The organism is Georgenia sp. AZ-5 (genome assembly GCF_043952095.1).
In the GTDB taxonomy this organism is placed as follows: domain Bacteria; phylum Actinomycetota; class Actinomycetes; order Actinomycetales; family Actinomycetaceae; genus Georgenia.
Genome location: NZ_JBINOU010000001.1, coordinates 3,916,450 through 3,930,619, shown reverse-complemented (window position 1 = coordinate 3,930,619; position 14,170 = coordinate 3,916,450). Strand labels below are relative to the sequence as shown.

The window sequence follows — 14,170 nt, the reverse complement described above, 5'->3', positions numbered from 1 at the left end:
GCTCGATCTGCACGAGGGGTAATGATGCCCGGTGCCGCGCCGAAGCCCGGCCGGCTGTAGCTGGCGGTGTGTGCAACCCCAATCAGGGGATGCCATGACGGCAGACTCGGTGCCATGTGTGGCCGCTACGCGAATTTCTGGCGGGATTCGGATCTGATCGACGCCTTCCACGTCGAGGATGTGCGCGACCTGGAGCTGGAGCCGTCGTGGAACGTCCCCGCAGCAGAACGTGCGCATCGTTGCTCGAGCGGCTGAAAAGGATGAGCCGGGGGAGCGGGCGCACCGTCAGTTGCGCACGGCCCGGTGGGGGCTGGTGCCGTCGTGGGCGAAGGACCCTGCGATCGGGAACAAGCTGATCAACGCCCGGTCGGAGACGATCACAGAGAAGCCGTCGTTCAAGGCCGCGGCCGCAGGCGTCGGTGCATCGTGCCGGCGGACGGGTACTTCGAGTGGCAGAAGCTCGAGGGCGGGAAGAAGCAGCCGTACTACCTGCATGCCGAGGACGGCTCTCCGTTGGCGTTCGCTGGCCTGTATGAGTGGTGGAAGGACCCCGAGCTGCCGGATGACCACCCGGACAAGTGGCGGTGGACCAACACGGTGCTGACGACCACTGCTTCGGACGCCCTGGGCCACGTGCACGACAGGTCCCCGGTCATCGTGCCGGCGGACATGCTCGCCGACTGGCTGAACCAGAGCATCACCGACCTGGCGGACGTGCGGGAGATGGTCGCCGCGATGCCCGAGCCGCACCTGGTCCCGCGGCCGGTCGGCAAGGCGGTCGGGAACGTGCGGAACAACGGCCCGCAGCTCATCGAGCCGATCGAGTTCTAGCTGCCCATCGGGCGGGTGGCCGCAGGTCGGCCAGTCGCTGGCGCGCAGAGTCAAGAGCCCCGAACGAGATCGTCAGCGTCCTCGGTGTCTACCTGGTTAGCGGAGCGTCCCGGCATTCAGTTGCCGGCTGCCCGGTACTTCTCGACGACCTCTGTCCTGTTGTGAGACCGCCCGCCGTTACGAGCGCGCCCGCCGGCAGGGCGGCGCCGGTGTGCCGTGGGAGCAGTTGCCGGCGGGGGAGAAGCAGGCTCGGATCAGTGCCGAGCTGCGCATCGACCAGCCCCGCCACGCGCTCGCCCGGGTCCGCGACGGCCAGCGCGGACGAGGCCGAGTTCGTCCGCCGCATGCGCCGGGCCGGCGTACTTCTCCGGCCGCGGTTCGCCGACGGGCGGACCGACGTCGTCACCGGCTACTCCGTCGCCCGCCGGCCCGAGGCCGGTGAGCGGCCCATTTGGTACGGCGGCGGGCACCTGGCCCGCGACCTGTCCCTGCCGCGGCTGCGTGAGGCGTGGCCCGACAACCCGACCGCGGCGAGCGACGCGGCCGCGTAATGGACGGCGGCCAAGCGGCACCGCCGCCCGGTGGCACCGGGCCGGGAGACACGCGAGCCGGACCCGGAACTGTGGGAGCAGTACGCCGCCGAGGTCGCACAGCTGCGCGAGCACCTCCGCGCCGTGCCAATCGAGGACCGCGACACCTGGGCCCGCGTCGCGCGCGAGACCGCCGGCGCGTTCGCTGCGTGGTCTCACCGCGTCGAGCCCACGCCGGGCCCGCTCGCCGCGACCGCCGACGCGCTGGCGAAGTCGGCACAGCTGCGCCGCCGCCCCGTGAGTCCGAAGCCGGCCGGCAAGGCATCTATCGCGGGTGCGGCGATGCTGCTCGCCCAGGCAGCGCCTCCGCGCCGAACAGGCCGCTGCCCGCGCCGCCCTCGCCCCGGTCCACCGCCCGGGCTGGGGACCACGCGAGCCCGGAGGACATTCAACGCGCCTACACCACCGCCCGCGCCTGGGCGGGCACCGAAACCGAGGCCGACCGCACCGTAGAGCGCATCCGTGAGGAAATCCGCACCCGCTACGGCATCGACGTCGACAACACCGGCGCTGAGCTTGAGGCCGTGCGCGAGGCCATGGCCCGCGCCGAGGTGAAGCGCGGCGCCGCGGAGGTGGAACGCTCGCGGGCGGCGGGGGAGGAGGAGGCCGAGGCGTACCAACTGGTGGCCGAGGCCGACCGCGCCGACCAGGCCGCTGCGACCGCTAGGGCGTGTCTCTTAATGCCTTGAGCCAGATGGTGATCGCTCGCAGGACGACGCCGCCGCGGTAGGTCAGCGCGAGTTTGTCGTAGCGGGTGGCCAGGGCGCGCCACTGCTTGAAGACGTTGAAGGAGCGTTCGACGACGTTGCGCCGCTTGTAGGCCTCTTCGTCGTAGGTGACGGGCCGGCCGCCCTTGGACCCGCGGCGTTTGCGGTTGGCGATCTGGTCGGAGCGTTCGGGGATGACGGCCTGGATGCCGCGCCGGCGCAGCAGCGCCCGGTTCGCCCGGGAGGAGTAGGCCTTGTCGGCCAGGGCCCGCACCGGCGTGGTCCGGGCCCGCCCAGGACCCAGCCGGGGCACGCGCACAGAGTTCATCAGGTGCTCGAACATTGGCGAGTCCCCGCCCTGCCCGGGTCCGAGCACCATCACCAGCGGGCGCATGTTGCCGTCGCAGACGTGGTGGATCTTCGTGCTCAGTCCGCCGCGGGAGCGGCCGATGGCGTGGTCAAGCGGCTCCTCGCCGGGTTTCATGTAATTCGACAGCTCCCCCTGTGTCCCTCGGGAGGTTCGTGGCGTGCTGGTGGGCACGGTTGATCGTGGAGTCCACCGACACCTCCCAGTTGACCAGTCCGGCCGCATCCGCCTGCGCGAGCAGGGCGGTGAGGATCTTGTCCCAGGTCCCGTCGCCGCTGAAGCGGCGGTGCCGCTTCCACACCGTCTGCCACGGCCCGAAGCACTCGGGCAGGTCCCGCCAGGCGATCCCGGTGCGGTAGCGGTAGACGATGCCCTCCACCACCGCCCGGTGGTCCCGGAACCGCCGGCCCCGACGGCCCTCCGAGGACGGCATCAACGGTTCGATCAACTCCCACTGGGCATCCGTCAGCACGGCATAACGTGACACCACCGCAGCGTTTCAGTCCACCGGCCCCACTATTGGGAGACACGCCCTAGCGCCGCCGCCGGGCCCGGCTCCGCCGTGCACGATAAACCCGCCGCGCAGGCTGAGCGTGAGGAGGCCCGCGCCGGCGTTACCCGAGAGGCTGGCAGGGACGGCTACGACAGCGCCCAGCGCCGCGAGGCATTGGCTGCGGACCTCGAGCGGCGCGGCGTCGACCAGGAAACCATCGCCGCGCGGATGACCGCCGACATCAGTCGGGGCAAGCACCCCTCCGAGGCGGTGAAGAGCGCCGGCAAGAAGGCGCCCAGGGCGCGCAGGAGCCGTGAGACCAACCAGCGGCAGCACGAACTCAGCCGCTGAGCCAAGAGCAATGTCGCACGCCTCAAGTGGAACGGCCGGGGGCCTGAGCTAGCCGCGCATCGGCTCACGAGCGGGGGTGAACGGTCGGACCGTGGCCGGACCGGTAGTCGGTGGCGGATGCCAGGACCCAGGCGGCGAGGGAATGACCGAGCTCCAGGCGGTCCTGGGCGGTGTCCCCGCGGAGGAGGCCGGCGAGATACCCGCCCCCGAAAGCGTCCCCGGCGCCGACCGACTCAACGACCTCCACTCTCCGCGCTGGAACCCGAGTGACGACCTCGGGGTCGCAGGTGCGGTCGAACTCGACGGCCTCTACGTCGCCGTCCTTGACGACGACCCGCCCGGCGCCCGGGAAGAGCGCGGCGACATCCTCAGCGGTCGCGGTGCCCCAGAGCGTCTGGGCCTCGTCCCGGCCGACGAGGACGACGTCGGCACGGTCGGCGAGCGGCTGGATAGTCGCGGAGGCCTCCGCCGTTGGCCACAGGCGCGGCCGGTAGTTGACGTCGAAGGACACACCCGCCCCGAACCCGCGTGCCGCGTCGATGACGGCGGGCAGCAGTTCCCGACAGGACGGAGAGAGCGCCGGGGTGATGCCCGAGACGTGCACCCACCGCGCCGTCTCTATCGGCCAGCCGGCAACGTGCTCGGGCCCCATCCGTGAGGCCGCCGAGCCCTTGCGGTAGTAGTAGACCTCCCTTCCAGGGTCCTTGACGTAGACGGCGGTGCCGGCGTCCGGGTCCCGAGTGACCCAGCGGGTGTCGACGCCCGAGGCCGCGATCGCGGCCTCGACCCGGTCGCCGAGGGGGTCATCCCCCAGCGCGGAGACCCAGGCCGTGGCCACGCCGAGCTCGGCGAGGTACTGGGCGAGGTTCGACTCCGCCCCGCCGGGGGAGATCGTGAAAGTCTCCGCGGTCGCGATCGGCGAGGCATCACTCGAGGTGATCATCGCCATCGTCTCGCCGATGCACAGAACCTCCGGAAGCCGGTCGGTGTCCGGCGGGGTCCTCACGGCCGAATCTCCCGCGACGCGCGGACAGCCGCGGCCGTCAGCGCCTCGACCCTGGCGACGTCGCCGGCGGCGACCGCGGCGGCCGGGACCATCCACGAGCCCCCGACAGCGAGAACGCTAGGCAGGGCCAGGTAGTCCCCGAGGTTCGCATCAGTGATCCCCCCGGTGGGGATAAACCGCATCTGAGGGAATGGGCCGCTCAGGGCCTTAATCGCCGGTGCGCCGCCAGAGGTGCCAGCGGGAAAGAACTTCACGGCGCGGAGGCCCATCGTCAGGGCCGTCTGCACCTCGGTGGCCGTCGCAGTTCCGGGTAGCACGAGAACGTTGTGCTCCGCGCAGCGCTCGACAACCGCCCGGCTCAGGCCGGGGGAGACGACGAAGCGCGCGCCGGCGGCTACCGCCGAGTCGACCTGCTCGGGCGTGACGACCGTACCCGCGCCGAGGAGGAGACCGCCGCCGTCGGACTCAGTCAGGCCCGCGTCGACCATGGCCCTCAGGGAGTCGGCGGCCGCAGGGGTGCGGAACGTGACCTCGGCGACGGGCAGCCCGCCCGCAACGAGTGCGCGCCCGAGCCCGGCGGCACGGTCGGCGTCCTCGAGGACGACGACCGGCAACAGCCGCAGCTCGGTCAGGCGGGACAGGAGCGCCTCATGCCCGGCAGGCAGTGCGCGGTCGAAAACGTCTCTCATTGATTCTTGTCCTCACTTAGCCCCTCTGAGCCTTCTGTGGTCTCCGGCTTGCTCTCGCCGGGATCGAGGCGCAAGCATCACCTCACCGAGGGATACCGCGTCGTACCGGGTCTCGGGGGCGGAACGGATGGTCATGGACCGGCATGCGTAGTTCTCTCGATCGTCGTTGGTGCCGACGCGGTCCGGCCGCCGGCGCGGCGTTGCTGACACGGCAGTCGCGTCATCCTTCTGCGCCGCCTTGCCCATTCCGCACCAGCGGCCCTGAGCCTCCCCCGCCGACCAACCTTTTTCTGGGAATCAGCGCAGCGCGGTAACCGGCGCGGGGTCCATGTCGTCGAAGGACTGGTTCTCCCCCGCCATGGCCCACACGAACGAGTAGGCCGCGGTGCCGACCCCGGAGTGCACCGACCAGGACGGCGAGATGACCGCCTGCCGGTCGGCGATCACCAGGTGCCTCGTCTCGGTCGGCTCACCGTGCAGGTGGATCACCCGGGCGTCCTCCGGCACGTCGAAGTAGAGGTAGCACTCGGTGCGCCGGTCATGGGTGTGGGCGGGCATGGTGTTCCACATCGAGCCTGGGTGCAGCTCGGTCACGCCCATCATGATCTGGCAGGACCGGATGCCGTTCGGGTGGATGTACTGGTTCAGCGTCCGCCGGTTGCTGGTGAGCTGGTCACCGAGCTCACGCGCTGTGCCCTGTCCCTTGAGCACGAGCTGTGTCGGGTGGGTGGCGTGCGCTGGTGCGCTGAACAGGTAGAACTGCGCACCTCCCTCATTCTCGGCGGCGTCGGTCGGGCCCGGGGCGTCGGCGAACACGACGTCCCTGGTGCCGCGGCCGATGTACAGGCACGCCCCCTTGGGCAGGGTGTACGTCTGCCCGCCTGCGGTCACCGTCCCGGTACCTCCGACGTTGACGATGCCGACCTCCCGGTTCTCCAGGAAGTACTCCGCGCGCAGTTCGTCGAACGTCGGCAGCGGAAGCTCCTCGCCCGCCGGGACCGCACCGCCTAGCACTATGCGGTCGTGGTGGGTGTAGACGGCGTTCACCTCGCCGGGGATGAACACCTTCTCGATGAGGAACCGCTCTCGCAGGTCATCGGTGTTGAAGTGAGTGAGCTGCTCGGGGCTGGTCGCATAACGCTGTTTCACGATGCATTCTCCAGTTCTTTGGTATTGGACTCGGTGAAGGGGGTCAGTCAGCGGACCAGCCAGCCGCCATCGACCGGGATGATGGCGCCGTTGAGGTAGTCCGAGGCGGGCGACGCCAGGAAGACGAACGGACCCTGTAGGTCCTCCGGAGTGCCCCACCGGCCGGCCGGGATGCGGGCCAGGATCGATGTCTCGCGTGCCTCGTCGGCACGAATCGGCGCGGTGTTCTCAGTTGCTATGTAGCCGGGAGCGACTGCGTTGACGTTGACGCCGTGTGCGGCCAGCTCGTTGGCGAACGCCTTCGTGATCCCTGCCACTGCGTGCTTGCTCGCCGTGTATCCCGGCACCAGGATGCCGCCCTGGAACGACAGCATCGAGGCGATGTTGATGATCTTTCCGCCGCCCTGGGCCACGTATCGCTTGGCCGCGGCCTGCGACAGGTGGAACACGGCGTCGAGGTTGATCGCCAGCACGTCCTCCCAGTCGGACGCCGAGTGCTCCAGCAAGGGTGCGCGCCGGATGATCCCGGCGTTGTTCACCAGGATGTCGATCCGTCCGAGCGCGTCCACCACGGACTGAATCGACTCGTCCAGCTCCTGCGGGGTCGCCGTAAGCAGGTCCTGCTCGATCATGTGGGTCCGCCGGCCGAGCGCCTGCACCTTGTCGGCCGTCTCCTGCGCGGGGGACCGGTCCAGCAGCGCGAGGTCGGCTCCCGCCTCCGCCAGCGCCACCGCCGCGCCCTGGCCCAGGCCACGCGACGTGCCCGTGATCAGGGCGACCTTACCGTCAAGCCGGAATGAGTCGAGAATCATCAGCCTTTCCTCCCATCGAAGTCGTGAGTTGAACCGGCGGTTGAGCCGCGACTCAGTAATAGGTGCGCATGTACTCAGCGAGGCAGAGGATGGCCATGGCCTGCCCGTACGGCATCGACGTGCGCGGGATGTTCCGGTAGAAGTCCAGGTCTGGGCCCATGCCGGTGCCGAATGAGACCTGTTGCACCTCGCCGTCGTCGGAGATATTCGCGATGATGGCCCGGACTGCCTTCTCGGTCACCGGGGCGTACTCGCCACCGAGGTAACCCTTGCGAACCGCCTTGAGGATCCCGTACGCGAACCCGGCCGTCGCTGACGCTTCGAGGTAGGACGACGGGTCGTCGAGCAACGTGTGCCACAGCCCGGAGTCGTCCTGCAACTCGGCGAGGGCCGCTACCTGGGCGTCGAGCACCTCGATGAGGAACCGGCGCACTGGGTCGGACTCCGGCAGGTCCATCAGCTCGAGGAAGTCGGGGATCACCATGGTGAGCCACGAGTTCCCGCGCGCCCATCTGGCCTTGGCGAAGTTGTGGTTGCCCTCGAACGTCCAGCCGTGGAACCAGAGGCCCGTTTCCCGGTCCATGAGGTACGCCACGTGGGTAAGGAACTGGAAGGTCGCTTCCCGGACGTAATGGGGCCGGTCGAGCAGCAGACCGATCTTGGTCAGCGGCAGGACCGTCATCATCAGCGTGTCGTCCCAGAGCTGATGGTGGTTCTCCTCGGCCAGTGTGATGTGCTGCATACCGCCGTGCGGGGTGCGCGGCATGGCGCGCATCGCCCACTCGGCCCACGAGTCGAGCCACGGCAACAGCGTGCGATCACCCGTCTCCTCGTACCGGTAGGCGAGGGTGAGGAACGGCGCCATTGTGTTGACGTTCTTTGTGGTGCCCTCGGCCAGCCGCGCGGTGAACCAGGAGTCGATGATGTCGCGCATCGACGTGTCGCCGGTCTGGTCGTAGTACTGCCACATCCCGTACAGGCCGATGCCGTGGGTCCATTCCCAGCCCTCCCAGCCCTTGGTGTCGATGACCCGCCCGTCATCGAGCTGAAGAAGGAACTGACCTGTCTCGTCCTTTATGTTGACGAGATTGTTCGTCAACCGGCGGACGAGTTCCTGGAGCTCCCCGCGCGTGACGAACCGCTCCGGCGCCCGCAGCAGCGGACTGTGCTTCACCGGCCACACGACCTGTGGCGCTTTGCCTGTCTCTGACATCACCGTTCTCCACTTGCCCTCGTCACCACGCCGTCCTTAGGCATACCGGCCACTCAGGGGTCCGCGATCAGCGCTCCAGCGGCATCGTGGTCCGTCCTCCTCCGGCCGAAGGGGGCGAGTCGGCGCTCGTGCGGTAAGTCATCGACCGACGCCCGATCGACCCGCTCCCTTGGCCACGGCGAGCTCAGGCCCGGCCGATGCGGAACGAGTGCGAACCGGGCCTCCGAATTTCGAGGTCCTCGAGCGACCTGCCCCTGGTCTCGCGGGACAGGAGGGCGGGCAGCGCCGCGACGAGGCAGATGCCGAACGTGAGGGACCCGATGACGAGCGGGACGTTCGTCGAGCCGGGAGGAGCGACCGCCGTAAAGATGCTCGGGAAGAAGGATGCGATCATGAGGCCGACGTTCTGCGACACCGCGAACCCGGTCACGCGGATCCGCATCGGGAACTGCTCCTGGAAGAACGTCGCGAAGGTGGCGTTCCACATCTGGAAGAAGAGCCCCTGGACGATGACGACGAACACAAAGACCAGGAACAGATTCCTCTGGTCGATAGCCCACAGGTAAGCCGTGGCCAGCAGGCCGCCACCGATCCCGCCGGTCACCATGAGCGTCCGCCGACCGATCCGGTCGGAGAGCGCCCCGAAGAACGGGATCATCACCACCGCGGTGATGTTGGCCACGAGGGTGACCCAGAGCAAGTCGCTGGTGGAGAAGCCGATGCCGTAGCCCTCCTGAGTCGCGTAGGCCACGCCGAAGACGAGGGTCGCCATGCCGATCACGTTGGTGAAGGTCATCAGGACGCAACGGACCAGGACCCACGGGTGGGTGCGCAGGAGGTCCACGATGGTGAACCGATGCGTCGTCGCCTTGACCTCGCCCGACTTCGCGAGGTACGCCGGGGGCTCCTGGACGCGACGACGGATGATGTACCCGGCCAGGATGACGAACGCGCTGAGCAGGAACGGGATGCGCCAGCCCCAGGCCTGGAACTGGTCGTCCGGGAGCAGGGCGGCGAGCGGGAGCAGGGCCCCCGTGGCCAGGATCGAGCCGAACTGCGTGCCCTGGAGACTGAAGCTCGCGAAGAAGCCGCGCTTGGCGTCGGGTGAGTGCTCGACGATCATCGCGCTGGCACCGCCGAGCTCGCCGGCGACGGCGAACCCCTGGATCAGGCGGAGGATCACCAGGAGGGTCGGCGCGAGGATACCGACCTGTGGGTACGTGGGCAGCAACCCGACCGCGAAGGTCGAGAAGCCCATCAGCAGCATCGCGAAGACGAGCACGTTCTTGCGACCGTGCCGATCCCCCCACGCGCCCAAGACGATGGCGCCCACCGGACGGGCGACGTAGCCCACCGCGTAGGTCGCCAGCGAGGCGATGATCGCGACGGTCGGGTTCCCGGTCGGAAAGAAAATCGACGGGAAGACGAGCGCCGCAGCCTGCGAGTACAACGCGAAGTCGTAGTACTCGAGCGCGCTCCCGATCCAGCCGCTCATCGCGGCTCTCTTCGGGTCCCGCTTGCCGAAGCGAACTTCACCTTGAATCTTGCCGGGTTCGGTACTCATGGGGTCCATCTCTCTCGTCAGCAGTGACGAGGGGCCGGCAGTTGCCCCTCGGGATGGTTGTCGTGATCTCGATGACCGAGAAAGCCGCGCACCTCGCCCAGCAGTGCCGACCCGCCCGGTACTTCTCGACGGTGATACGCCGGGCGTCGGGGATGCGTCGTGTCTTCATTGAATCGTTTCACGGGCCGGTTGCTACGATTGAAGCAGACTGTGATCGAACTCGCAAGGGCTTCGGATCGTCGGCACGCTATGTGAACCAGTCCTCAAGGTGCGTAGCGAGCGCAGGACCAATGGGGCGCCGGTTGTGGACGTTGGTTCTCGTCGTTGGGACCGCTCGAAGTGCCCGTTGGTTGAGAGCAGAGGGCTCGAGTCAGACGATGGCATCCGGTAGTTACAGTCGGCTGCCCAGCGGGAGGGAGCGCGGGGACCGCCGGGGGCGGCGGTTCAGTGCGGCACCTTCGAGCCTCGTTCCTTCGCGCCGCTCTGCTTGGATCGGCGGTAGGGAGCGCAAGCGAGTCGAGGATGCACCGTGTCATCTCGGCGGGGCTCTGTGGGACGGGCTGCCCGGTACCTGTCACCGCCGCGGCGATGCGTGCAGGCATGTCTCCGGGCGGCAGGAAGGCCGCGTCATCGACGTCGATCACGCACCCTAAGGCGGGCACCCGAGCGGCAGCGGTGATCAGGGCCGGAAGGTCGACAGCTTCGCCCTCGTCCTGCCAGGTACGAACGGATTCCTGCAGCAGCCACAGGCCCATGACGTTGCGGAGGTACCGGACGGTGCCGTCCAGTCCCAGCTCGTTGGCGAAGTTGGCAGCGCGGCTGGCCTCTGTGTGGACGGGCGCCTCGAGCTCGAGACCAACGAGGGACCAGGTACCGCAGGAGATGTAGGCGAAGTCGGGCCGGTCGGCGGGGACGGCGGCGACGGCGGAGGCCGTGTCATGGGAACCGACGGCCACGAGCCGGGCACTGGCAAGCCGCTTATCAGCAGCTCTATATCCTCCGCGTGTAGGCGGGCCTTTCCCCGGTTCCACCGCCACCCCGAAGGCGAAGCGATAAACGGGCGAGGTCATTCAAATCTTTCCGCTCGAGCTCGCTCAGGTTGTGATGATGACGTCGAGTGTGCGGGGGCCGTGGACGCCTTCGACGCGAATCAGTTCGATGTCGCTTGTCGCGCTTGGGCCGGCGATCCAGGTCAGCGGCCGCTCGGGGTGGTGACCCAGGATCGTTATCGCTTCGGGGACGGTGGCCACGATCTGCTCGCGCCCAAGAACGCACACGTGGTGGTCCGGCACGAGCGTGATGGCTCGCCGGCCCTGGTCCGGTTCGGCGTCGAGGACGATGGTGCCGGTCTCGGCGATGGCGACGCGGGCGCCGGTGAGTACGGCGCCGGCGGCGTCGAGGTCCTCGTTCGATAGCGGTGCACCGGTCGTGTCGGTGCCGATTTCTGCACCGATGACCGCGGCCGCCCGCACCCACTCCGCCGGCAGGCCGGGCGGGACCACGACGGACGCTCGTCCTCGGAGCAGCTCGCCCAGCAGCTGAACCAGATTCCCACCCGCGCACACCGCCACATTGGCCTGGTAGTCCCGGAGCCGGTCGACGAGCAGGGCGACGGCTTGGTCCGAGCCGGCGGCTACCTGCGATCGTGTGCGGTACTTCCGGGGGACGGGTGGAGCCGTTTGCTCTTGGGTCGTGGCCAGCGCGCCGCGGACGCGCGCGAGCACCGCCTCGCGGGCGTCCATCACTGCTCACCGTCGCCGTGGGTGCGGGCCCACCACTGTCGGAAGGTCGCTTTCGGTGGCTGCGGGACGTCGCGGACGTCGGTCCAGCCGTTCAGTGGTGGCGGCAGGTGAGAGATGCGGTCGTTCCGGGCGGCGATCCGGCCGAGTCGCGTGGCCCGTGCCGCCGGGCCGAAGCGCCGTCCGGAGGACATGGTCGCGCTGGCCGCCTTCATTGCGAGGTCCCAGCCGGTGGGCAGCGGGCGGCGCTGTTGAGCCTGGTTGAGGCGGTTGCGGAGGTGGACCAGGGCGGTGGGGATGTCGATCTTGACGGGGCAAGCCTCGTAGCAGGCACCGCACAGCGAGGACGCAAAGGGCAGCGATGCGGTGGGGTCGTGCTGATCTAGAGCGCCGCGGCTGCCGGTGCCGCGCAGCTGCGGGGTGAGGATGGCCCCGATCGGCCCGGGGTAGACCGAGCCGTAGGCGTGCCCCCCGGTGTGCTCGTAGACGGGGCAGACGTTCAGGCAGGCCGAGCAGCGGATGCAGTGCAGCGCCTGCCGGCCGACCTCGTCGGCCAGGGCCGTGGTGCGGCCGTTGTCGAGGAGGACCAGGTGGAAGGCCTGCGGCCCGTCGCCGGGGGTGATCCCGGTCCACATCGTGGTGTAAGGGTTCATCCGCTCCCCCGTGGAGGACCGCGGCAGGAGCTGGGTGAAGACCTCCAGGTCCCGGAACCGGGGCAGGACCTTTTCGATCCCCATCACGGTGATCAGCGTCTCGGGCAGGGTCAGGCACATCCGCCCGTTGCCTTCGGACTCGAACACCGCCACGGTGCCGGTCTCCGCGATCGCCAAGTTGGCGCCCGAGACCGCGACCTTGGCGGCGAGGAACTTTGCGCGCAGGTGTGCCCGGGCCGCCATGGCCAGCTCGCGTGGGTCGTTGCTCAGGTCCGCTGGCACCCCGCCCATCCGTGCGGCGAAGATCGCCCGGATCTCTTCCCGGTTCCGGTGGATCGCCGGGACCAGGATGTGCGAGGGCTGGTCCCCGGCGAGTTGGACGATCAGCTCGGCCAGGTCCGTCTCGACCGCCGTGATACCCGCGGCCTCGAGGTGCTCGTTCAGGCCGATCTCCTGGGTGGCCATCGACTTCACCTTGACCACTTCGGCCTCGCCGGTGGCCCGGACCAGGTCGGTGACGATCTGGTTCGCATCGGCGGCGTCCCGCGCCCAGTGCACAACGCCCCCGCGGGCGACCACGTTCTCCTCGAGCTGCACGAGGAGGTCGGGCAGGCGCGCCATCGCCTCGGCCTTGACCGCGGCGCCCGCCTCACGGAGGTCCTCCCAGTCCGGCAGCTCGGCGGTCGCCTGCAGCCGCTTGTCCCGGATGGTGCGCGTGGCACGCGCCAGGTTCGCCCGCATCTGACCGTTGCCCAGGGTCTCGTGGGCCGCCTCGGGGAACGACGGGCCCCAGCGCAGCGGGTCTGCCGGCCGGGTCGGTGGCTGTGGGGAGATCGAGGGCATGCCGAGGAACGTCGTCATCCCTGGCCCCCCTTCGCCGGGGCCGTGCCGGCGCGCCCCTCGGGCGCGGAGGCCGCGTGGCCGACGGCGGCGGGCGCCGTCGTGGTTTTCCGCGGACGGTCCACCGGCAGGACCACCGGCGACCACGGCTCCTCCCGGGTGGCGGCGAAAATCTCCGCGAGGTGCGCGACGTGAATCCCGGTCGCCGCGCGGGACAGGTGCCCACCCATGTTCATCAGGCACGAGTAGTCGCCCGCCGTGACCACCTCGGCGCCCGTGGCCACGACGTTGCGGGTCTTCGCCTCGACCATGGCCGCCGACGTCTCGGCGTTCTTCAGCGCGAACGTCCCGCCGAACCCGCAGCACGACTCCGCCTCCGGCAGGTCCACCAGGTCGATGCCCTCGACGGCGCGGAGCAGCCGCAGCGGCCGGTCCCCGACCTTGACGAGCCGGAGGGAATGGCAGGTCGGGTGGTAGGTGACCCGGTGCGGGAACCACGCCCCGACGTCGCTCATCCCCAGCACGTCGACGAGTAGTTCGGACAGCTCGTAGGTCTTCATGGCGACGGCAGCCGCGTCGCGGGCGAGCGCGTGCTCGCCCTGCTGATCGGCGACCATGGCCTGCTGGTGCCGGGTCGAGCCGACGCAGGACCCGGACGGCGCGACGATCGCGTCCCACTCACCGTCCAGGATCGGGGCGAAGGTGCCGACGTGGTTGCGGATCACCGGCATCGCCTCGCGGTAGTACCCCGTGTTGACGTGCATCTGCCCGCAGCACGCCTGCCCGGGAGGGAAGGCCACCTCGTGCCCGAGCCGCTCGAGGAGTCGGACGGTCGCCGCCGGGGCGTGCGGGAACATGGCGTCGGCGACGCAGGTGGCGAACAGGGCTATCCGCACGAGTCAGCCTTCCATGGAGCGGTTGTCAGACGAGGGTTGTGGGGACGTCGAACGGTCTCCTCCCGGGTGAGGCCCTCGACGCGGGAGCCGGCCACAGGTCCATGTATTCAGCGGAAATCTGCGACGCACCTCGACGTCCCACCCGATGAGGACGGAGAAGTTGCCGGCGCCGGCCTCGCTGGCGCCGATCTCGCTGATGCGCTGGCCGCCGGCGTCCATGCTGGCGAGGAGCTCGTCGAGCTCGGGGTAGGGCTGGGTAATGGGCATTGG

16 protein-coding genes and 1 pseudogene are annotated in these 14,170 nt (G+C 69.4%); 5 read left to right on the top strand and 12 right to left on the bottom strand.

Going from position 1 to position 14,170, the window contains the following annotated elements:
• Positions 1–114 precede the first annotated feature (114 nt).
• From ACF0H8_RS18205 to ACF0H8_RS18190, 4 genes and pseudogenes are all read left to right on the top strand, one after another.
• The gene (locus tag ACF0H8_RS18205) at positions 115–255 is read left to right on the top strand and encodes a hypothetical protein (protein WP_395290277.1); all 141 of its coding nucleotides are present in this window, start codon (positions 115–117) and stop codon (positions 253–255) included.
• Positions 230–831: pseudogene (locus ACF0H8_RS18200) on the top strand (SOS response-associated peptidase). Before ACF0H8_RS18205 ends, ACF0H8_RS18200 begins: the two are co-directional and overlap by 26 nt.
• A 257-nt stretch (positions 832–1,088) precedes the next feature.
• The gene (locus ACF0H8_RS18195; RefSeq protein WP_395290276.1) at positions 1,089–1,382 is read left to right on the top strand and encodes a hypothetical protein; all 294 of its coding nucleotides are present in this window, start codon (positions 1,089–1,091) and stop codon (positions 1,380–1,382) included.
• A 188-nt stretch (positions 1,383–1,570) separates the two neighbouring features.
• Entirely contained in the window at positions 1,571–2,110 is a 540-nt protein-coding gene (locus ACF0H8_RS18190; protein WP_395290275.1) for a hypothetical protein, read from the top strand.
• Here ACF0H8_RS18190 and ACF0H8_RS18185 read toward each other — a convergent pair.
• Positions 2,085–2,982, bottom strand: a protein-coding gene (locus tag ACF0H8_RS18185; protein ID WP_395290874.1) for an IS5 family transposase whose coding sequence is annotated in 2 segments (ribosomal slippage) — positions 2,085–2,645 and positions 2,647–2,982 — 897 coding nt in all. Because the reading frame shifts where the segments join, the coding sequence is not laid out codon by codon here. The two genes, ACF0H8_RS18190 and ACF0H8_RS18185, sit on opposite strands and share 26 nt — an antisense overlap.
• Before the next feature lie 75 nt (positions 2,983–3,057).
• Here ACF0H8_RS18185 and ACF0H8_RS18180 point away from each other — a divergent pair.
• On the top strand, positions 3,058–3,339 hold the full coding sequence (locus tag ACF0H8_RS18180; protein ID WP_395290274.1) for a hypothetical protein: 282 nt from the start codon (positions 3,058–3,060) through the stop codon (positions 3,337–3,339).
• A gap of 64 nt (positions 3,340–3,403) precedes the next feature.
• Here ACF0H8_RS18180 and ACF0H8_RS18175 read toward each other — a convergent pair whose 3' ends face one another.
• The 11 genes from ACF0H8_RS18175 to ACF0H8_RS18125 form a co-directional block, all read right to left on the bottom strand.
• Complete coding sequence (locus tag ACF0H8_RS18175; protein ID WP_395290273.1) at positions 3,404–4,345, bottom strand: sugar kinase; 942 nt, start codon at positions 4,343–4,345, stop codon at positions 3,404–3,406.
• Positions 4,342–5,034, bottom strand: a complete 693-nt coding sequence (gene eda, locus ACF0H8_RS18170) for a bifunctional 4-hydroxy-2-oxoglutarate aldolase/2-dehydro-3-deoxy-phosphogluconate aldolase (protein ID WP_395290272.1) — start codon at positions 5,032–5,034, stop codon at positions 4,342–4,344. The genes ACF0H8_RS18175 and eda overlap by 4 nt, the downstream gene beginning before the upstream one ends.
• Before the next feature lie 297 nt (positions 5,035–5,331).
• Positions 5,332–6,183 (bottom strand): 5-dehydro-4-deoxy-D-glucuronate isomerase, encoded by an 852-nt coding sequence (gene kduI / locus ACF0H8_RS18165; RefSeq protein ID WP_395290271.1) that lies wholly within the window; start codon positions 6,181–6,183, stop codon positions 5,332–5,334.
• Positions 6,184–6,230: 47 nt separating this feature from the next.
• Positions 6,231–6,995: a 2-dehydro-3-deoxy-D-gluconate 5-dehydrogenase KduD gene (gene kduD / locus ACF0H8_RS18160; RefSeq protein ID WP_395290270.1), complete on the bottom strand. Its 765-nt coding sequence runs from the start codon at positions 6,993–6,995 to the stop codon at positions 6,231–6,233.
• A 52-nt stretch (positions 6,996–7,047) separates the two neighbouring features.
• Positions 7,048–8,169, bottom strand: a complete 1,122-nt coding sequence (locus ACF0H8_RS18155) for a glycoside hydrolase family 105 protein (RefSeq protein WP_395290269.1) — start codon at positions 8,167–8,169, stop codon at positions 7,048–7,050.
• Between the two features lie 223 nt (positions 8,170–8,392).
• Positions 8,393–9,772 (bottom strand): MFS transporter, encoded by a 1,380-nt coding sequence (locus ACF0H8_RS18150; RefSeq protein WP_395290268.1) that lies wholly within the window; start codon positions 9,770–9,772, stop codon positions 8,393–8,395.
• Between the two features lie 263 nt (positions 9,773–10,035).
• Positions 10,036–10,842 (bottom strand): FGGY-family carbohydrate kinase, encoded by an 807-nt coding sequence (locus ACF0H8_RS18145; RefSeq protein ID WP_395290267.1) that lies wholly within the window; start codon positions 10,840–10,842, stop codon positions 10,036–10,038.
• A 24-nt stretch (positions 10,843–10,866) separates the two neighbouring features.
• Complete coding sequence (locus ACF0H8_RS18140; protein WP_395290266.1) at positions 10,867–11,514, bottom strand: lactate utilization protein C; 648 nt, start codon at positions 11,512–11,514, stop codon at positions 10,867–10,869.
• The gene (locus ACF0H8_RS18135; protein ID WP_395290265.1) at positions 11,514–13,025 is read right to left on the bottom strand and encodes a lactate utilization protein B; all 1,512 of its coding nucleotides are present in this window, start codon (positions 13,023–13,025) and stop codon (positions 11,514–11,516) included. The genes ACF0H8_RS18140 and ACF0H8_RS18135 overlap by 1 nt, the downstream gene beginning before the upstream one ends.
• Positions 13,022–13,900, bottom strand: coding sequence for a (Fe-S)-binding protein (locus ACF0H8_RS18130; RefSeq protein WP_395290264.1), 879 nt, complete (start codon positions 13,898–13,900; stop codon positions 13,022–13,024). The genes ACF0H8_RS18135 and ACF0H8_RS18130 overlap by 4 nt, the downstream gene beginning before the upstream one ends.
• A gap of 3 nt (positions 13,901–13,903) precedes the next feature.
• Complete coding sequence (locus ACF0H8_RS18125; RefSeq protein WP_395290263.1) at positions 13,904–14,167, bottom strand: hypothetical protein; 264 nt, start codon at positions 14,165–14,167, stop codon at positions 13,904–13,906.
• Positions 14,168–14,170: the final 3 nt, after the last annotated feature.